The organism is Microbacterium sp. C-MGS6, from assembly GCF_058140415.1.
This window is the reverse complement of the sequence record NZ_CM176934.1, coordinates 1,316,086-1,334,716: the sequence shown is the minus strand read 5'-3', so window position 1 is coordinate 1,334,716 and position 18,631 is coordinate 1,316,086. Positions and strand designations below refer to the sequence as shown.

The 18,631-nt window shown below is 70.3% G+C and carries 15 protein-coding genes; 5 read left to right on the top strand and 10 right to left on the bottom strand.

Annotation, left to right across the window (positions count from 1 at the left end; genetic code table 11):
• Position 1: 1 nt before the first annotated feature.
• The 4 genes from AC3B5L_RS06370 to manA all read right to left on the bottom strand — a co-directional run bounded on the left by AC3B5L_RS06370 (position 2) and on the right by manA (position 6,109).
• Positions 2-1,384 carry a DUF5719 family protein gene (locus AC3B5L_RS06370; RefSeq protein WP_259953224.1) on the bottom strand — a complete coding sequence of 461 codons (1,383 nt, stop codon included), beginning with the start codon at positions 1,382-1,384 and terminating at the stop codon, positions 2-4.
• Entirely contained in the window at positions 1,381-4,422 is a 3,042-nt protein-coding gene (locus tag AC3B5L_RS06365; RefSeq protein WP_490096315.1) for a glycosyltransferase, read from the bottom strand. Before AC3B5L_RS06365 ends, AC3B5L_RS06370 begins: the two co-directional genes overlap by 4 nt.
• Before the next feature lie 80 nt (positions 4,423-4,502).
• Positions 4,503-4,820: a WhiB family transcriptional regulator gene (locus AC3B5L_RS06360; protein ID WP_149084934.1), complete on the bottom strand. Its 318-nt coding sequence runs from the start codon at positions 4,818-4,820 to the stop codon at positions 4,503-4,505.
• 161 nt (positions 4,821-4,981) lie between these two features.
• Positions 4,982-6,109 carry a mannose-6-phosphate isomerase, class I gene (manA, locus tag AC3B5L_RS06355; protein ID WP_259953216.1) on the bottom strand — a complete coding sequence of 376 codons (1,128 nt, stop codon included), beginning with the start codon at positions 6,107-6,109 and terminating at the stop codon, positions 4,982-4,984.
• A 68-nt stretch (positions 6,110-6,177) separates the two neighbouring features.
• Between manA and AC3B5L_RS06350 the strand changes: the two genes are divergently transcribed.
• Both AC3B5L_RS06350 and AC3B5L_RS06345 read left to right on the top strand, forming a co-directional pair.
• On the top strand, positions 6,178-7,593 hold the full coding sequence (locus AC3B5L_RS06350; RefSeq protein WP_259953212.1) for an O-antigen ligase family protein: 1,416 nt from the start codon (positions 6,178-6,180) through the stop codon (positions 7,591-7,593).
• A complete protein-coding gene (locus AC3B5L_RS06345; protein WP_259953211.1) occupies positions 7,590-8,885 on the top strand; it encodes an O-antigen ligase family protein in 1,296 nt (431 codons plus the stop codon). The genes AC3B5L_RS06350 and AC3B5L_RS06345 overlap by 4 nt, the downstream gene beginning before the upstream one ends.
• Positions 8,886-8,898: 13 nt before the next feature.
• Here AC3B5L_RS06345 and galE read toward each other — a convergent pair whose 3' ends face one another.
• Positions 8,899-9,888, bottom strand: a complete 990-nt coding sequence (galE, locus tag AC3B5L_RS06340) for a UDP-glucose 4-epimerase GalE (protein WP_187663717.1) — start codon at positions 9,886-9,888, stop codon at positions 8,899-8,901.
• Positions 9,889-10,035: 147 nt separating this feature from the next.
• On the opposite strand from galE, the gene AC3B5L_RS06335 reads away from it, so the two are divergent.
• Genes AC3B5L_RS06335 through AC3B5L_RS06325 form a run of 3 tightly spaced genes read left to right on the top strand, consistent with a single transcriptional unit; the run spans position 10,036 to position 13,506 of the window.
• A complete protein-coding gene (locus tag AC3B5L_RS06335) occupies positions 10,036-11,946 on the top strand; it encodes a glycosyltransferase (RefSeq protein WP_187663716.1) in 1,911 nt (636 codons plus the stop codon).
• Positions 11,943-12,905, top strand: coding sequence for a glycosyltransferase family 2 protein (locus tag AC3B5L_RS06330; protein ID WP_187663715.1), 963 nt, complete (start codon positions 11,943-11,945; stop codon positions 12,903-12,905). Before AC3B5L_RS06335 ends, AC3B5L_RS06330 begins: the two co-directional genes overlap by 4 nt.
• Before the next feature lies 1 nt (position 12,906).
• A complete protein-coding gene (locus tag AC3B5L_RS06325; RefSeq protein ID WP_259953201.1) occupies positions 12,907-13,506 on the top strand; it encodes a hypothetical protein in 600 nt (199 codons plus the stop codon).
• A gap of 22 nt (positions 13,507-13,528) precedes the next feature.
• On the opposite strand, the gene AC3B5L_RS06320 is transcribed toward AC3B5L_RS06325, so the two are convergent.
• The 5 genes from AC3B5L_RS06320 to AC3B5L_RS06300 all read right to left on the bottom strand — a co-directional run bounded on the left by AC3B5L_RS06320 (position 13,529) and on the right by AC3B5L_RS06300 (position 18,617).
• Positions 13,529-14,263: an ABC transporter ATP-binding protein gene (locus tag AC3B5L_RS06320; protein ID WP_187663713.1), complete on the bottom strand. Its 735-nt coding sequence runs from the start codon at positions 14,261-14,263 to the stop codon at positions 13,529-13,531.
• Positions 14,263-15,081: an ABC transporter permease gene (locus AC3B5L_RS06315; RefSeq protein ID WP_259953200.1), complete on the bottom strand. Its 819-nt coding sequence runs from the start codon at positions 15,079-15,081 to the stop codon at positions 14,263-14,265. The genes AC3B5L_RS06320 and AC3B5L_RS06315 overlap by 1 nt, the downstream gene beginning before the upstream one ends.
• Positions 15,082-15,091: 10 nt before the next feature.
• The gene (gene glf, locus AC3B5L_RS06310) at positions 15,092-16,228 is read right to left on the bottom strand and encodes a UDP-galactopyranose mutase (protein ID WP_187663711.1); all 1,137 of its coding nucleotides are present in this window, start codon (positions 16,226-16,228) and stop codon (positions 15,092-15,094) included.
• Positions 16,229-16,277: 49 nt separating this feature from the next.
• Positions 16,278-17,573, bottom strand: a complete 1,296-nt coding sequence (locus AC3B5L_RS06305; protein ID WP_259953199.1) for a nucleotide sugar dehydrogenase — start codon at positions 17,571-17,573, stop codon at positions 16,278-16,280.
• 72 nt (positions 17,574-17,645) lie between these two features.
• Complete coding sequence (locus AC3B5L_RS06300; RefSeq protein WP_490096314.1) at positions 17,646-18,617, bottom strand: glycosyltransferase family 2 protein; 972 nt, start codon at positions 18,615-18,617, stop codon at positions 17,646-17,648.
• Positions 18,618-18,631: the final 14 nt, after the last annotated feature.

Sequence of the window (18,631 nt, the reverse complement as noted above, 5' to 3'; positions counted from 1 at the left end):
GTCAGGGGTAGACGGTGATCGACGCCTCGACCCCCGGCGACGGCGGGACCGGAAGCACGGCGAGGGCGCCGGGCGCCGTCATCGCGACGGCGGCGTGCACCTCTCCCTCCGGACGGAGCACGTAGGTCGTGTCCGCTGCGACGTCGAGGCCACGGGTCTCCCCCGCCGGGATGACGATCTCCTGCGGCGAGCCCCCGTCGATGGTCGAGAGGGAGACGGTGGTCTCCTCATCGGACGTGTTGGCCAGCTGCAGCCGCGGGGACGGACCGGACGGCACGGCGAAGGCGACCTCCGCGTCGATCTCCGGTGCGGGGGTGACCCACGCGAAATCGGAGTCCGCTCCGAAGCCGTCCTGCTGCCGCACCCCGGCGACGACGGGGGCATCGGCCTCGATCTCCACGGTGTAGGTCCCCGGCTCGAGACCGCTGAGCGAGACCTGCGCGGGCTCGTCGGCGGTGAGCGGCACCGTGAACGCGTCCAGACCGGCACCACCCCCCTCGGCGGTCACACGGACCTCGGCGAGCGCGTCCGCTCCGGGCGCGAGCAGACGCAGCACCGTCATGTCGCCCTGGTCCCCTGCTGCCGCGAAGGCCTGCACGCCGGGGAGCACGACGTGCTGCTGCGGGCCCGACACCGCTTCCTGCTGGTCGGCCCCGACCGGGTCGAGCACCTGCATCAGCGCCGACTGCAGAACGGCGCGGACGGGCGCTCCGACCGCACTCACCTTGACGACGGGGACGTCGTTGCCCGCGGCGATGGACGTCAGCGGCAGTGCCGTCTGCGTGCGCGGCGGGACGATGACCGTCCGTCCGCCGCGGGCCGTTCCGTAGACCGCGAGCGTCACGGTCGCGGGGACGTCGGCTGTGTTCGCGAGGAGGACGACGTCCTCGGCTCCGGTGCCCACGGACCCGCCGACGAGCCACGACTCGAGCCGAGGCACTCCGCAGGGAGAGGCGGCGAAGCCGGCGAGGTCCTCCGCGGCGAGAGTCGACGACTCGGCGCCGGCGATGAGCGGTGCTGACCGCCCCTCGACGGCTCCGGTGAGCACCGGCACCTCCTGCCCGTCCACGAGGTCAGGCACCGCGAGCCCCGTCTGCGACGGGACGCCGTTCGTGCCTCCCGCTGTGAGCTCGGGAGTCGCCGCCCGGCGCATCTCCGACGGCGCGGCCGTGTTGCGACCGAGCGCGCGGAAGTCGCCGGCGCACACCAGGACGCTGTCTCCGGGGAGCGGGGTCACCCGCTCCTGCGCCGGCTCGTGCGTGACGGTCGGCCAGGGGGCGTGCACGGCGGTCGCGACGCCCAGCACACAGGCGGCGGCGACCACGACGCCGGTGACGACCCGTGCGCTGGTCGCAGCGACGCGGAACGCGCGAGTGCCCGTCATCGGTGGTCCTCCTCGGAGCTGGTGCTTCCCTGGTGGTCGGCGGACGAGACATCCGGCCGGTCCTCCTCGCCGTCCGCCGTCGGGCGGGGGTCTGCACCGTCGTCAGCGGGTTCGGCGTCGGCGATCGGGGCGAGTGCCTCGTCGGCGAGGGCGGGTTCGTCCTGCGGGTCCTCGACGGTACCGACCGGCGGCACGACGGCCGCGTCCGGCACCGAGTCCTCCGCGTGGCGTGGCAGGACCAGAGGTTCCTCCGGCGCCCTGCCGACGATCCTCGACTGCGCTCTGGCGGCCCGACGCGACGCGCGCGTCGGGATGGACAGGAGCAGCGCGGCGAGCACGACGAGGAGCTGCAGCGTCACGACGACCCTGGCGGTCCCCTCCTGCGTCGCGCTCAGCGCTGCCGGCTCCGCCGGCTCGCCCTCGAGGCGCCAGAGGACCCCGCGGTCCGTCGAACCGGCCTGCACGAGGCCCGCCCGCTGGTCGATCGCGGCGACGGAGGCCGTGCGCAGGGTGCGTGCGCGATCGCCTTCGCCCGGCACCTCGGCGAGGAGGACGTAGCTGATCCCCTGCGCCAGGAGCTGCGCCGGCGCGTCGAAGTCGCGGGCGGAGATGAGATCGACGGCGAGGACGGCGAGGTCCGTCCCCTGGGGTTCGACCGCCGTGGAGAGCATCGTCGTCTGCGCTCCCAGGGTCTCGCTCGCGCCGCGCACCACCTCGACGGCGAGACCGCCGTCGTTCTGCGGCGTGAGGATGAGAGTGGAGATCGGACGGTCCCCGGCCGCCTGCGCACGCACGTAGGCGGGCAGCGTGGATTCGGGGCCGTTGGTCAGCGCGGAACGGTCGCCGTGGAACGCGGTGAGGGCGGGGACCGCGCACACCACCAGCGCGAGGGCGGCCAGTCCCGTGGCGGCCACGCGCAGTCGGGGAAGCGTGAGCGCCGTGTCCAGCGTGATCGTCGCCGCGCCGACGACGCCGATCCAGGCGAGGCTCAGACCGGTGCCCGGCCAGAGCGGGACAGCGGTCGCTCCTGCGGAGGCGACGCTGACACCGACGGCGAGGAACGCCGTGGCGAGTCCGCTGAGCGCGACGACCAGCAGGGTGATCCCCGCACGCCACCGGGGCGAGACGGCGGATCCCAGTGCGAGCAGCGCGAGCGGCGCGCACAGCAGCGCCGCCCAGGTGCCGGGAAGGACGGTCGCCCACCCTGCCAGATCGCTCGTGGGGAAGCCACCGGCGATCGCCAGGCGACCGGCGGCGTCGGCGGCCGCCTGCGGCCCGAGCCACGTCCGTCCGGGATCGGCGAGCAGACCGAGGGCCGTGCCGTGGGCGAGCTGCCAGAAGATCAGAGGAGCGAACAGCGCCGCGGTCGGCAGCGGGAGCCAGAGCAGGCGGCCGGCCCCGCGGAACTGCGCCGTTCCCAGCACGATCCCCAGAGCCACGACCCACAGCACCGCGAGCGCCGGAGCGAGGACCGGCGCGCAGGCGACGGCCGCCGCCAGGAGCAGGGACGCGCTTCCGGCCGCGCCCCAGGAACGGTGGGCGACCACCGCCGAGTGGAACAGCCACGGGAGCAGCAGGTGGACGAGCACGGCGGAAGGCCGACCGTCCACGAGTGCGGTGAGGAACGTCGGCGCGAGCGCCCACGCGATGCCGGCGAAGATGCGCAGGCCGGCTCGGTCGGTGACGCGGGTCGCGGCGAACCATCCCCCGAGGACGGCGAGCGGCAGTGCGAGGATCCACAGCAGCACCATCGCGAAGGACGGCGCCCCGGGCCACAGCGAGCCCAGCACCGCGACGATCGCGGCGAACGGGTCCGCAGGGCCGACGAGGTCGATGCCGAGCCCGCGCATCCCCCACGCCGCGTCCTGCCACAGCGCGGCGACGGTCTCGCGCAGGGGCAGGAGGCCCCCGCCCCCCAGCGCCGGCCAGGCGAGGAGGCTGGTGAAGGAGGCGATGCTCACGACGAGCGCGGCCAGCACCGCCCAGGCCCCACCCCCGGAGAAGAAGCGGAGCTCGCTGACGGCACCGTGTTCGCTGCCATGACCGTCGTCGAGCCGGCGCCGCAGCTGCGCGGGGGTGACCCGCAACGGGGCGATGCTCGCCCAGGTGGAGGATCGGAACGAGCGGATACGGGCGCGCGATCGCGCCACGGCGCCGAAGCGGATCATCGCGAGGAGAGCCGCGCCCCACTCCGGGAACACCGCCTCGGGCCGCTTGCCGATGAGATGGGTGAGGGAACGCCACAGCGCGAGCGGCAGGAAGGTCAGCCAGTGCAGCGGCACGGCGGCCGCGGGCGCATAGGCGAGGCGCCGATGGAGCTGGGCGAGACGGGTGACGAATGCCCTCCGGGCTCGTCCTGCCGGTAGCGCCGCCGGACCATCCGGGGCCGCGGAGACCCTCGCAGCCGGGGCGAGGACCACACGCCCGCCTCCGAGCCGCGCGCGGACGCCGAGGTCGAGGCCCTCGTCGGCACCGCCGAGGGCGGGGTCCGGCCGCAGCGCGTCGCGCACCTCGCCGCGGATGAGCAGGCCGCGGATGTCCGCCCCGAGGGCGTCGTCCATCCGGTCGTGCTGTCCCTGGTCCAGCTCCCCGGCGGCCAGCTCGACCGAGCGGCCGAAGGTGGTCATGCTCACGCCGAGGGAGACGATCTCGCGCTCGTTGTCGGTGGCCACGAGCTTCGGAGCGACGATCGCCGCGGACGGGGAACGCTCCAACATGCCCGTGAGCCGTTCCAGCGCCCGCGGGTGCGGCGCGGTGTCCTGCGCGAGGATCCAGATCGCCGATCCGTCGAGGACGCGTGGACGCGCCAGCTCGAGGGCCTCGGCGAACGAGGTCGACGACCGCGCCTCGATGATGCCCTCGACGGTGGCGGCGACGGCGTCGCTCTCCCGTGCTGTGGTGGCGTCGCCGCAGATGATCAGCGTGACGGCCGCGGGCGGGAGCGTCTGGGAACGGACGGCGTCGAGCGTGCGGAGGAGCTGGGCGCGGGCGGAGGGGCCGGGGCGCGCGACGATGAGGGCATGAACTCGGGCTGGCATGACGTGGTCAGCCTATGCGGGGCGTCAGTCCAGGAAGCGCACCGCTCCCGGCGCGCCCACGAAGCCGCGCCGTGGAGGCGTCAGCTGGCGCGGCGCTTGAGCTTGCGCCGCTCGCGCTCGGAGAGCCCGCCCCAGATGCCGAAGCGCTCATCGTTGGCCAGCGCGTATTCGAGGCACTCGCCACGCACGTCGCACGCCGTGCAGATGCGCTTGGCATCCCGCGTGGAGCCGCCCTTCTCCGGGAAGAAGGCCTCGGGGTCGGTCTGGGAGCAGAGCGCGTCGCTCTGCCAGGCAAGGGCGTTGTCGTCGTCCGGGTCGGACCGGCGGACCCCGGGAACACCGAGGTTGACCGGATCGACGAACCAGTTCTCCGGCACATCGGAACGGTAACCCGTCATCTCGACCTCCAACCCTTCAGAAACCGCCCCCCTGGCGGGCCGTGCTCACCTAATTACACCCGTGTCATTCGCTCGGGTCAAGTCGCGGATCGTAAACCCTCAAGCGTTTCTTGAAGGTTCATGAGCTTCCACCGGCGTGTCGCGCGCCTGCGCTCGACCCCTCAGCGGCCGGGGGTCGCGACGAAGACCTCGCCCGCCCCGGACAGCGTGAGGGAGCGCTCGTCGGCGTCGGCGAACGCCACCGTGCCGATCGGGACGGAGACTTCCGCTCCCGACTCCGCCGTCACCCGGACGGAGCCGGCTGTCGCCAGCACCATGGTCGGGCCGGACACGTCCAGGGTGACCGCCGTGTCGTCGATCCTGACCCGTCGGAGGGCGAAGTCGGGCACGGGCACCGGGTACGTCGTCACGGCTTCGTCGCCCGCGGGCCGCAGGACCGGGACCTCGCCGGGCGTGGTGTCCAGCACGGCGAGCAGTTCGGGCACATCGATGCGCTTGGGGGTCAGACCGCCCCGGAGCACGTTGTCGCTCGCGGCCATGATCTCGACACCGAGGCCGGAGAGATAGGCGTGCAGCAGCCCCGCCCGAAGGAAGACGCCCTCGCCGCGGCGCAGCACGAGGTGGTTCATGAGCAGGGCGACGACGACCCCGGGATCACCCGGCGAGCTCTCGGCGATCGCGGCCACCGCACGCAGGGCCGGGAACTCCTCCCCTGCGGCGCCGGCGGCGGCGACGACGACGGCGCCGATGATCTCCGCGACCTCCTCCTGCGCTCCTCCACCGAGCAGCCACCCGATCGCGTCGCCGAGCGGATCGCCCTCACCCGAGAGCCGTTCCCGCAGGGACCGCACCCCCGGACCGTCCTCGAGGGCCTCGAGCAGGCGCAGCGTGTCGGCGATCGGACGCAGGCCGCTGAGCGACTCGAAGCGGTCGCTCAGGGCGACGATGAGCTCCGGCTTGTGGTTGGCGTCGCGGTAGTTCCGCCGCGGGTCGTCCAGCGGCAGCGCGCTCTCCCTGGCCCAGCCGTCCTGGGCCTGTTCCCTGGTCGGGTGCACCTGGATCGACAACGGCCGCGCGGCGGCGAGGAGCTTGAGCAGGTACGGCAGCGTGCCGCCCGTCACCGTGTCCAACGTCCCCCCGTCCGCGAGGTCGGCGGGATCTCCCGGGTGGTCGCCGAACCAGACCTCGGCCTCCGGCGCACCCGTCGGGGTGCGGCCTTCGAGCTCGGCGAGGAGGGACGGCGATCCCCAGGCATAGTCGCGGGGCACGTTGGTGAGGCTGCGCAGCATGCCCCCAGCGTAGAGCCCGGTGCGACGGACAGGTCGGATCCGGGCACGTCGCGGTAGCCTGAGTCGCGATGGCCCAGTACACCAAGCACCCGGTGGCAGCCCTGCCCACCGCGCCCGAGCGCGAGTCCACGGGGCACCTCCTGCTGCGCGGATACGTCATCGCCGTCCTCTTCGTGGCGTTCGCGCACTCGGCGGTGTACAACCTGCTCGGCGAGATCGGCGCCGCGATCGTGCTCGCGCTCTTCAGCGCGGCCACCCTCGCGATCGGCGTCCCGATGCTCGCGAGGAACCGCCCGCAACCCTTCCGCTGGCGCCGGCTCCCCTGGGCGGCCGTCGGCTACACCGCGCTCGCCCTCCTCTCCGTCGCCTGGTCCCAGTGGCGGGTTCCCACCGTCGCCACGGGCATGCTCCTGGCCGCCGTCACGGTGAACGGCCTGTTCATCGCGCACGTGCTCACCTGGCACGAGATCGTGCGCGCCCTGTCGTCCGCCTTCAAGTGGGTCCTCGGGCTCTCCCTCGCACTCGAGCTGTGGGTGTCGTTGGTCCTGCACGGCCCTCTCCTGCCGAACTTCGCGGACATCCCCGCCGGGAAGATCGATCCCCAGTGGTACTGGGTCCGCGACAACCTGTTCGACGGGGGACGCATCCAGGGCATCCTCGGCAACGCGAATCTGCTCGGCATCGTCTCGCTGTTCGCGCTGATCACGTTCGGCGTGCTGTTCGCGGCGAGGGCCCGCTGGCGGACGACACTCGCGCTGTGGATGATCCTCGCGGCGTACTTCCTCTTCCGCACCGCGTCCGCGACCGCGCTCGCGTGCGCCGGTGCAGCCGCCGTGGTCCTCGTCGTCGCCCTGCTGATGCGCCGTGCAGCGTCGCCGACCGCCCGCACCCGGATCTACGTCGTCGCGATCGGGTCCACCGCCGTCCTCGCCCTCGCCGTGTGGCTGCTGCGCGAGCCCCTCCTCGGTCTCCTCGGCCGCAGCGCCGATCTCACCGGCCGCTCGAACAAGATCTGGGCGGCGGTCCTGGAACGCGTCGGGGAGCACCCGGTCATCGGCAACGGCTTCTCCAGCCCGTGGGTCCCCACGGACCCTGCCTTCGACGGCTGGATCGTCGACCACGGGATCACCGTGTTCCACGCCCACAACATGTGGCTGGACGTGCTGCTGCAGCTCGGCGTCCTCGGACTCGTGCTGATGGCCGTGGCGTACGGCAGCCTGCTGTGGCGATCCTGGTTCTTCGCCGTCGATCGCCCGCGGTGGGACCTGGATGCCCACCGCCCGTACTCCCCGCTGACCCTGCTGCCGAGCCTGTACACCGTCGTCCTCCTGGTGCAGGGGCTCACCGAGTCCACGCCGATCATGCTGTGGGGCTGGCTGCTCCTGGTGCTGCTGTCGTTCAAGCTCAAGTCGGTGCCGCTGGTGGGCGTCGGCGAGCGCGACCTCGTCTTCGAGCGCGGCACGGCGACGCGGCGGGTGCCGTGACGGTGCATCCGCTCGCCCGTCTCCTCGGCTCGGCCGAGATGGCCAGGGCCTTCACGCTCGCGGCACTGACCGCCGTGTTCGGCTCGTTCGCCATCGGACGGATGACGTCGCCGGTCACCCTCGCCACCGTCATCACCGCCCTGTGCCTCCTGGGAGCCGCGATCCTCTGGGTGCGCAGGGAGGAGCTGTCCCCGCTGCGCATCGCGCCCTCCTCCCTGCTGGCGTTCCTCGCGTGGGCGCTCGTGAGCCTGGTGTGGACGACCGACCGCTCCGACACCGTGCTGGGCTGGCTGTCGCTCTTCGGGTACGCGTTCCTGGCCATCACCATCGGGCACATCCGCGACACGCTCCAGACCGTCCGCGCACTCGGCGACACCCTGCGCGTGCTCCTCGGCGTCTCCCTCGGCGTGGAGATCCTCTCCGGGGTGCTCCTCGACCTCCCGTTCGCGTTCCTGGACATCCAGGGCAACCTCGCCGCCGGCGGTCCGGTCCAGGGGCTGTTCGGCAGCCGCAACATGCTCGGCTTCATCGCGGTGCTCGCCCTGATCACGTTCGTCATCGAGTGGCGCACCCAGTCCGTCGACCCCCCGCTCGCCGTGGTCTCCGTCGCCCTGGCCGGCGGCCTGGCCTTCCTGTCGTCCTCACCGACGGTGCTCGTGCTGGCGGTCGCCGTGGGGATCGTGACCGTCGCGCTCACCATCGTCCGCCACACCGCTCCGGCGCGTCGGAACCTGGTGCAATGGGCGCTGGGGGTCCTGGTCGCTCTCGCCCTCACCGTCGCGTTCGCCCTGCGTCACCAGATCATCGCGCTGCTCGACGCCGGCTCCGACTTCTCCATGCGGGCCGAGCTGTGGAACATGATCCTCGACTTCGTCGCCGTGAAGCCCATCACCGGGTGGGGGTGGTTCGGCGACTGGGCTCGAGGCGAGTACCCCTTCACGTTCATCAACTTCCAGCTCGACGACCGGCACCAGAGCGCGCTGAACGCCTTCTTCGACGTGCTGCTGCAGCTCGGCGCGGCGGGGCTGGTGCTGTTCCTGCTGCTCGGTGGGATCGCGTTGATCCGCTCCTGGCTGGTCGCGAGCGTCCGCCGCTCGGTCGTCTACGCCTGGACCCCGATCACGCTCGTGACCCTCGCGGTGGACTCGATGTTCGAGAGCTTCACCCTCGTCGGCGCCGGGTGGTTCATGCTCGCGCTGTGCGCCCTGCGCGCCGGTCAGTCCCGGTCGTGGCGCGAGAACATCGACGCGGCGCACACGGGAACCATTCCCACCCTGCGCCCACAGGAGTGAGCTCGGCGGGCGGTCAGCGGACGGTGGGGAGCTTCTCCGCCCAGGCGAGCGCGTCGCGCACGCCGTCGTCTACGGAGCGCTCCGCACGCCACCCCAGCACCTCGCGCGCCCGATCCACGATCGCGAAGGCCCCGGCCTGGTCGCCGGGCCGGCGATCGGTCTCGACCACAGGCAGCGGTGCCCCGGTCACGCGCTCGAACGCCTGCACGAGTTCCCGGACCGTGACACCGTCTCCGGTGCCGAGGTTGATCACCTGATACGGCTGCTCCGGCGTCGCGACGTCGTCGAAACGGGTCACCGCCGCGACGTGTGCGAGCGCGAGATCCCAGACGTGGATGTAGTCCCGCAGGCCCGACCCGTCACGGGTGGCCCAGTCCGTGCCGGTGATCGTGAAAGGCTCACCGGCCGCGCGCGCCTGCATGATCTTGCCGAGCGCGTGCGACGGCGTGGGGTTCTGCAATCCGGTCCGGAGCTTCGGGTCGGCACCGATCGGGTTGAAGTAGCGGAGCGCGATGGCCCGGAAGTCCCCGGCGGCGGCGGCATCGGAGAGGATCTGCTCGACCATGGCCTTCGTGGTCGCATAGGGGCTCGAGGGAGCGAGACGCCCGCTCTCGTCGACCCCGTCGCCCGTCTCCCCCGCGTAGATCGAGGCGGAGGAGCTGAACACGATGCGCGGGATGCCCGCATCGCGGAGGCGCCGGAGGAGCGTGATCGTCTTGCCGACGTTGCTGTCGTAGTAGCCGAGCGGATCGGCCACGGACTCCGGCACGACGATGCGCGCGGCGCAGTGCACGACCGCGTCGATGTCGGGGTGCTCGCTCAGCAGCCGGTCGAGGACGGCGGCGTCGGCGATGTCGCCGACGTAGAGGTGGCGTCCCTCCCCGAAGGCCGCCAGCCCGGTGGACAGATCGTCGAGCACCACGACCTCGATCCCGGCCTCGATGCACGCCGTCGCCACGGTCGATCCGATGTAGCCGGCCCCGCCGGTGATCAGTACCTTCATCGCGGCCAGTCTAGCCAGACGCGCCGAGCGCAGGGGGTCGGCTCTCCGCAGATCCGAAGGCGACCACCGGTAGGCTACTCACTGCTCGTCGAGTCGCGTGCTGCCCCTCCGGCAGCAACCGCGGCACCAACAACGGAGAACCTCCCTGTGGCCCACGTCCTTCAGAACGTCGTCTTCCCGCTCGATCGCGACCCCGATCTTCTCCCGCTGTACGCGGATCCGGAAACGTGGTCGGTGATCGAGGAGGAACCGGTCCGGGTCTCCAGCCGCGCGCACCTGGGCAACATCCTGGGACGGCACCGCGCCCGGATCGTGGCCGGTCGGCGCGTCTCCCTCGGCACCTACTTCAACGCCTTCCCCGCGTCGTACTGGCAGCACTGGACGAGCGTCCGCGAGGTGCAGCTCACGGTACGGACCACGGGGCCGGCGACCATCCTCGTCTACCGCTCCAACGGCGGCGGAGTCCGCCAGCGCGTGGCCACTCGCGAGGTCACCGGCGAGGCGACGACCTCGTTCGACCTCGACCTCACCCAGTACAGCGACGGCGGCTGGATCTGGTTCGACATCGTCGCCGACGAGAAGCCCGCCGTGCTCGAGGGCGCGGAGTGGACCACCGAGCAGGAGCCTGCCCGCACCGGGAAGGCCTCCCTCGGCATCACGACGTACAACAAGCCCGACTACTGCGTGGAGACCCTGAGGGCGCTCGCCTCCTCCCCCGATGCGCTGGAGTTCGTCGACCGCATCTTCCTCGTCGACCAGGGCACGCAGCTCGTCGCGGACCAGGACGGCTACGCCGAGGTCGCCGAGCGCCTGGGCGAGACGCTGCAGGTCATCCGCCAGGGCAACCTCGGCGGATCGGGCGGCTTCGCCCGAGCGATGCACGAGTCCCTGCAGCGCCCGGAGAGCGACTTCGTGCAGTTGCTGGACGACGACGTCCGCATCGAGCCGGAGTCCCTGCGGCGCTCCATCGTCTTCGGTCAGTTCGCGACGACGCCCGTGCTCGTCGGCGGACACATGTTCGACCTCCTCGACCGCCCGAAGCTGCACGGCTGGGCGGAGGTCGTCGACGAGGGGCCATTCATGTGGCGCAACCTCTACCAGGAGAAGATGCCGCACGACTTCGGCGTCGCCAACCTGCGCCAGTCGCCGCTGCTGCACATGCGGATGGACGCCGACTACAACGGCTGGTGGATGTGCCTCATCCCGCTCGACGCGGTGCGCAAGGTCGGGCTGTCCCTTCCCGCCTTCATCAAGTGGGACGACGCCGAGTTCTGCCTGCGTGCCGGCGAGGCGGGCTTCCCGACCGTGTCGATGCCCGGCGTCGCGCTCTGGCACGTCTCCTGGGTGAACAAGGACGACTCGATCGACTGGCAGGCCTATTTCCACGCCCGCAACCGGATCGTCGCCGGGCTCCTGCACTCCGGAGCACCCCGAGGCGGCCGCCTCATCGTGCACAGCCGGCGCGTCGATCTGAAGCACCTCATGATGATGCAGTACTACCCGGTGGCGCTGCGCAATCGCGCCCTCCGCGACGTGCTCTCCGGACCCGACCACATGCGCCGCAACCTGGCCACGGCGATGCCGGCCGCACGCGCCCTGGCCGCGGAATACCCGGAGACGGTGGTCCATCGCGATCCTGCGCGCGTGCTGCACTCGCGCCGCGGACGACAGGTCTACAAGCGGCTGCCGAAGAACGAGTTCGACAGTCCGACCGGCCTGCGACTGCGGATCTTCACGCTGAAGACGCTACTCTCGCACTGGGTGCACCGCCCCGACCCGGCGAACATCGCTCGGCCGGAGGTGGAGTTCGGGAAGGGTGACGCACACTGGTGGCGCGTCCCGCTGTACGACAGCGCGCTCGTGAGCGCCGCCGACGGGTCCGGGAAGAACATCTACACGCGCGACCGCGCCAAGTACCGCCGCATGCTCCGAGACACCGTGCGTCTGCACGCTCAGCTGCGACGTCGATGGCCCGAACTGCAGCGTCAGTACCGGGAAGCACTGCCGGAGCTCGTCTCGCCCGAATCCTGGCAGCAGGTCTTCGAGGAGAAGGCATGACCACCGAGGCTCCTGCCTTCGATCCCTCTTCCGCCGCGATCGTCATCGTCACGTACAACCGCTCGCATCTGCTGACCGGCCTGCTCACGAGCATCACCGCGATGGATCCGAAGCCGGGCCACGTGATCGTGATCGACAACGCCTCCTCGGACGATACGACCGACGTGGTCGAGTCCTTCCGAGACGACATCGGCACCGACCTCGTGTATCGCCGTCTCGACGTCAACACCGGCGGGTCCGGCGGATTCAGCGAGGGCATGCGCACGGCGTACGACCTCGGCGCGCAGTGGATCTGGATGATGGACGACGACGTCGAGGTGCTCCCGGACGGTCTCGCCCGAATGGGCGCCTGGGCACCGCGCTTCAAGAGCATCCAGGGACGGCGCTACGACTACGACGGCAGCGAGTTCTACTGGCAGTACCGCATCGCGGAGCGCATGGGCATCCCGATCCCCTTCGCCCCTGCAGGCTTCGATTCCTCCGGCTACAAGGAGATGAACAGCGGCTGCTTCGAGGGGATGTTCATCCACCGCTCGATCGTGAAGCAGATCGGCCTCCCCGACCCCCGCTTCTTCATCTACTGGGACGACCAGATGTACGGGTGGCTGGCCTCGCGCCTGACCACCGCGGTCATCGTCGACGAGTTCGTGCTGCGCCGCACGCGCGAGATCCGCCAATGGGACATGGGCATCCGGCACATGAACGCCTCGAGCAACGCCTACCGTTACTACATCATGCGCAACCGGGCCTTCATCAAGCAGTACTACCGGGTGCACGGCGTCTACAACCCCGTGCTGTTCGGTCTCGGGACGACGGCGACGTTCTTCAAGGAGCTGATCCGGCTCGTCTTCGTGGAGCGCACCGTCCGCGGCACGAGCAACCTGTTCCGCGGGCTCAGGGACGGCGGCCGCATCGGTCGCGATCGCACCTGGGAGCCGATGAGCCCCCTGGAGGCCTGACATGGACGAGCCGCAGCCCGAGGTACGGTGGGCCCCGCTTCCCCCCGCGCCGAAGCGCACCGGCCGGGTGTGGCTGATCGTCGGGCTGAGCGTTGCGGCGCTCGCGATCGTCGGGGTCCTGCTGTTCTTCCTGTTGCCGCGCGATGGTGGCCCCGAGCCCGCCGGCAGCGCGAGTCCGTCTCCGACGGCAAGCCCGTCCGAGACGTCCGCTCCCACGCCGACCGCCACGTCGGCCCCGTCCGCGACCCCGGACCCGACTCCGATCACGACCGCGCCCCCGGTCGGCGACCCGACGGTCGAGGTCTTCCGCGACAAGGTGTCCGGGTGGCTGAACTCCGCTGACCGGGGACTCGACATCATCGCGGGAGCGAGCGGCCAGGACGCGCTTCCTGTCGTGGATTCGCTCCAGCAGGACGCGCAGCGCCTGGGCGACGCACTGCCGCCGTCGTCCATCCAGGACCCCTGGCGCTCCGGCGTGGAGACCTACGCGCAGCGCCTCGCAGCACTGCGAGCGGCGATCGAGAGCGGCTCCGGAGTGTCAGGGGCGATCGCCGATGCACGCTCCGCCGCGGCAGATCTGCGCGGCCTCGTCGGCCTCTGACACTCCGGGTCGGTGCGTCGTCTCAGACGGAGTAGTCCGCGTTGTAGCGGTCCAGGACGTCCTTGATCGGGGCGTCCATGGCGAGCGTGCCGCGATCCAGGTACAGCCCCCTGGTGCAGAAGCGGCGCAGGTCGCGCTCGTTGTGGCTGACGAAGAACAGCGTGCGGCCGTCCGAGAGCAGCTCGTCGATGCGCTTGTAGCACTTCTCCCTGAAGGCCTTGTCGCCGACCGCGAGCACCTCGTCGACGAGCAGGATGGGTTCGTCGAGCTGGGAGACGACGGAGAACGCGAGGCGCACCTTCATGCCGTTCGAGAGGTGCTTGTAGGGCGTCTCCTCGAATCCGGCGAGTTCGGCGAAGGCGATGATGTCGTCGTACCGACGGGCGACCTCGTCCTTCGACATGCCGTGCAGTCCGGCGGTCAGGCGGACGTTCTCCCGGACCGTGAGGTCGCCGACGAATCCGCCGGTGATCTCGATGAGCGGGGCGACGCCGCCGTTCACGCTCACCGTGCCCTCATCGGGCAGGAGGACGCCGGCCACGAGGCGGAGCAGCGTCGACTTGCCCTGCCCGTTCCGACCGACCACGCCGATCGACTCACCCGGCTGCACGGTGAAGGAGACGTCGCGCAGCGCCCAGAACTCGCCGGGACGCGAGCGCCGGGACGCTCCTGCGAAGAGGTCCTTGAAGTTCCGCTGCCCGCGACGGTTGCGGCGGAAGCGGACGCCGAGGTTCTGCACGACGATAGCGGCGTCCATCACAGCTCCTTCAGGACGGGGCGCTCGAGACGTCGGAACGCCCAGACGCCGAGCGCGAGGATGAGCAGGCACATCACGGCACTGACGGTGAGCGTGAACGGGTTCCACTGATCGGGGAAGAACGGCATGCGGTACAGCATGAAGATCCCCGCGAGCGGATTGAAGGCGCCGAGGGTCTGGAAGATGCCGGGCAGATCCGTGACGTTGTAGATGATCGGTGTCGCGTAGAACATCGCACGCAGGATGAGGGCGGTGGTGCGCTCGAGGTCGGTGTAGAGCACGCACAGCGGAGCGACGAGCAGGCCGAGCCCGACGAGCAGCACGGTCTGCATGAGGATGGCCACCGGCACCCATAGCACGCCCCAGCCGATCTGCACGACCTGGTCGGCATGACTCTCGAACAGGAGGTTGATGACGATGAACAGCACCAGCACCGGCAGGGAGAACAGGAACTCCATGCCCTTGCTGAGGACGATGCGGTTCACCCAGATGGAACGAGGGATCGACGTCGAGCGGACGAGGCGCGCGTCCTTCTTGAACGCCCGGGTGAAGTCCGACACCGAGCTGTTGAACCACACCCACGGCAGCAGCGCACTGATGAGGAAGATGATGTACGGCTGCTCGCCGACGTCGCGGCTGAACACCTGCGTGAACACGAACCAGTAGATGGCGCTCATCACCAGCGGGTCGAGAACCGACCACACGTAACCGAGGAAGCTGGTCGCATACCGGACCTTGAGGTCGCGCGCGGACAGCAGCCACAGCGAATGCAGATAGCGCCGGGGCGTCCCGGGCGCCCCGACAGCAGCGTGACTCACGATTCCGAGTCTAGGAGAGAGTGTTGTTCCAGAGCGACAGCGCCGACCCGATGGCCATATGCATGTCGAGGTACTGGTACGTGCCGAGGCGACCGCCGAAGTGGACGTCCTTCTCCCCCTTCGCGAGCTCGCGGTACGCCAGCAGGCCCTCGCGGTCGGCCGGGGTGTTCACCGGGTAGTACGGCTCGTCGGCGCGCTCGGCGAACCGGGAGAACTCCCGCATGATCACGGTCTTCTCGGACTCGTAGACGTCCTTGCGCTCCGGATGGAAGTGCTTGAACTCGTGGATGCGCGTGTACGGCACGTCCATGTCCGGGTAGTTCATGACGCTGGTGCCCTGGAAGTCGCGGACGTCCAGCACCTCCTGCTCGAAGTCGAGCGTGCGCCAGCTCAGCGCCCCCTCGGCGTAGTCGAAGTAGCGGTCGACGGGACCGGTGTAGACCACCGGGACCTGACCGACGGTCGCCTTCTTGTTCAGCGGCTGGGACTCGTCGAAGTAGTCGACGTCCAGCTTCACCTCGATGCGGGGGTGGTCGGCCATCCGCTCGAGCCACGCCGTGTAGCCGTCCGTGGGCAGGCCCTCCCAGGTGTCGTTGAAGTACCGGTTGTCGTAGGTGTAGCGCACCGGGAGCCGGCTGATGATGTCGCCGGAGAGCTTCTGCGGGTCCGTCTGCCACTGCTTCGCGGTGTAGTCGCGGAAGAACGCCTCGAACAGCGGGCGGCCGACGAGGGCGATGCCCTTCTCCTCGAAGTTCGTCGCGGACTTCGCATCGAACTCGCCCGCCTGCTCCTTGACGAGAGCGCGAGCCTGGTCCGGCGTGTACGCGGCCTGGAAGAACTGGTTGATCGTCCCCAGGTTCACCGGCATCGGGAAGACGACGCCCTTGTGGGTCGTGTAGACGCGGTGCACGTAGTTCGTGAACGACGTGAAGCGGTTGACGTACTCCCACACCGTCGCGTTCGACGTGTGGAACAGGTGCGCACCGTAGCGATGCACCTCGATCCCGGTCTCGGGCTCCGCCTCGCTGTAGGCGTTGCCGCCGATGTGCGAGCGGCGGTCGATGACGGTCACCGTGCGGCCCGCTTCCGCGGCGCGCTCGGCGATGGTGAGGCCGAAGAAACCCGACCCGACGACGAGAAGATCCATGTTCCCCATCGTATCGGGGCGCGCCTGGGAGGTCGGGTCACCGGGCCGATCAGGCCGCAGCGCCCACCACGATCCGCGGGGTCCCCGCCCAGCGAGCCGCATCCGTGGCGTTGCGCCCGTCGACGAGCAGCCGGACCCCCGGCAGGTCCGCCGGCGACACTTCGCGGTAGTCGGCGTGATCCGTCTGCAGGATCACGAGGTCCGCCTCGCCGCCGAACTCGTACGCGTCGAAGCCGAGGCGTCCGAGTTCCTCGTCGCTGTACAGCGGATCGTGCACCACGACCTGCGCGCCGCGGTCCTGGAGAGCCTTCACCGTCGGGAACACGCCGGAGAACGCCGTCTCCTTGACGCCGCCGCGATAGGCGGCCCCGAGCACGACCGCTCGCAGACCGCTCAGGTCGCCGAGGATGCCTTCCGCCTGCGCCACCAGGCGCTCCGGCATGGAGGCGTTGAGCTGGCGCGCGACGCGCACGATGTCGGCGTCGGGGTCGGTGGACAGGTACAGGCGGGGGTAGACCGGGATGCAGTGTCCGCCGACGGCGATGCCGGGGCGGTGGATGTGGCTGTACGGCTGCGAGTTGCAGGCCTCGATCACCTTGTAGACGTCGATGCCGTGTGCAGCGGCGAACAGACCGAACTGGTTGGCCAGACCGATGTTCACGTCGCGGTACGTCGTCTCGGCGAGCTTCGCCATCTCCGAGGCCTCCGTCGTTCCCAGGTCCCACACACCGTTGGGGCGAGGGAGGTCGGGACGCTCGTCGAACTGCAGGACGGACTCGTAGAACTCGCGGGCGCGACGGTTTCCCTCGTCGGACAGCGCGCCGATGAGCTTCGGGTACTTGCGCAGGTCAGCGAAGACCCGCCCGGTGAGCACGCGCTCCGGCGAGTAAGCGAGGAAGAAGTCCGTGCCCTCCGTCAGGCCGGAGCCCTCTTCGATCATGGGCTTCCACCGGTTCCGCGTCGTCCCCACGGGCAGCGTCGTCTCGTACGACACCAGGGTGCCGGGCGTGAGGTGCTCGGCGAGCGATCGCGTCGCCGAGTCCATGTACTGGAAGTCCGGCTCCCATGTCTCGTCGTTCACGAACACGGGTGCGACGAGCACGACGGCGTCGGCTCCCGGGATCGCCTCGGCGTAATCGGTCGTGGCGCGCAGACGGCCGGAGGGGACGAGCTCCTGCAGCTTCTCCGCCAGGTGGGCCTCACCGGGGAACGGCTCCTGCCCGGCGTTGATGATGTCGACCGCCTTCTGGTTGACATCGACACCGATCACATCGTGACCGGAGGAGGCGAACTGGACGGCGAGGGGAAGCCCGATCTTTCCGAGGGCCACGACGGCGATACGCATGGGGTCCAGTCTATGGGGCTATTCGGCGGATGATGCCCGCGCGCGACAGACCCCTCGGAAGGGGGAGCACCGTCATGATCGGCGTGCGAAAGACCGGCGCTGGCGCACCACCCACCCGACGATCGGCACGGCAAGGATGCGGCTTCGCAGGGTTCTCTGATAACGCCGACGAGCGCCCTCGTCGAACGCGGCGCCGAGGTCAGGGTGCTCCATGCGGATAGCGCTCGCGATCGCATGGAAGGCGCGGTCCCGCTGCGCTGTGAGCATCTCCTGCGCCCGCCCGCTCGCATCGTCGGCGGTCCACCGGGAGAGAAGAGCGTCGTATGCCTGCAGCTGTTTCCAACGCGACTCGACCGACCAGTACTGGCCCCCTGCCGCATCCCGGATACCCGATGGCCGGTACGCACCTTCGGCGACGGTGGGCAGCGCGAGCCAGGTGCAGCGTTCGCCAGCCAGCATCAGGCGCATGGCGATGTGCACCTGCGGGTATACGAGGGCGTCGACCTCCTCGGCCTCCGCTCGCTCCGCGAGCTCCCCCAGCGCGGGCAGGCAGTCCTCCACGCGATACACCAGGCCCGGCGCGTGCGCGGATGCCGCGAGGAAGTCCCTGGGGGCGATCGCCCCGGTGAACGAGCGTCCCCGGGAAACTCGCCCATCTCTGAGGAACTGGGGAGAGACGAAAACGGGGGCGTGGTCGCTCAGGTATTCCACAAGGGCTCGGATGTTCTCCATCAGGACACGGTCGTCATCGGCCGTGAGCATGAGGTACTCGGTCTCGCACTCGCGGAACAACCTCGCAAAGGTGCCTGCGTAACCCAGATTCTCCGGGTTCCGCAGCACGCGGACCCTGTCGACGACCGCCGGATCTGCGCGCAGGCGCTCAGCGGCGTCGTCGGTTCCCCCGTCGTCGATGACGACGATGTCGACCAGTTCAGAATCCTCGTGCGCCAGAATCTCCGTCACGGTCTTCCTGACGTCCTCGGCGCGGTTGTAGGTGGGGATCCCGATAGTCAGAAGCACGGCCGAATCGTATCGCAGAACCACATGGCCACGCTGGC

Coding starts and splice junctions, on each gene's coding strand:
- AC3B5L_RS06370 (WP_259953224.1), bottom strand. CDS start 1,384: ATGACGGGCACTCGCGCGTTCCGCGTCGCTGCGACCAGCGCACGGGTC.
- AC3B5L_RS06365 (WP_490096315.1), bottom strand. CDS start 4,422: ATGCCAGCCCGAGTTCATGCCCTCATCGTCGCGCGCCCCGGCCCCTCC.
- AC3B5L_RS06360 (WP_149084934.1), bottom strand. CDS start 4,820: ATGACGGGTTACCGTTCCGATGTGCCGGAGAACTGGTTCGTCGATCCG.
- manA (WP_259953216.1), bottom strand. CDS start 6,109: ATGCTGCGCAGCCTCACCAACGTGCCCCGCGACTATGCCTGGGGATCG.
- AC3B5L_RS06350 (WP_259953212.1), top strand. CDS start 6,178: ATGGCCCAGTACACCAAGCACCCGGTGGCAGCCCTGCCCACCGCGCCC.
- galE (WP_187663717.1), bottom strand. CDS start 9,888: ATGAAGGTACTGATCACCGGCGGGGCCGGCTACATCGGATCGACCGTG.
- AC3B5L_RS06330 (WP_187663715.1), top strand. CDS start 11,943: ATGACCACCGAGGCTCCTGCCTTCGATCCCTCTTCCGCCGCGATCGTC.
- AC3B5L_RS06325 (WP_259953201.1), top strand. CDS start 12,907: ATGGACGAGCCGCAGCCCGAGGTACGGTGGGCCCCGCTTCCCCCCGCG.
- AC3B5L_RS06320 (WP_187663713.1), bottom strand. CDS start 14,263: ATGGACGCCGCTATCGTCGTGCAGAACCTCGGCGTCCGCTTCCGCCGC.
- glf (WP_187663711.1), bottom strand. CDS start 16,228: ATGGATCTTCTCGTCGTCGGGTCGGGTTTCTTCGGCCTCACCATCGCC.
- AC3B5L_RS06305 (WP_259953199.1), bottom strand. CDS start 17,573: ATGCGTATCGCCGTCGTGGCCCTCGGAAAGATCGGGCTTCCCCTCGCC.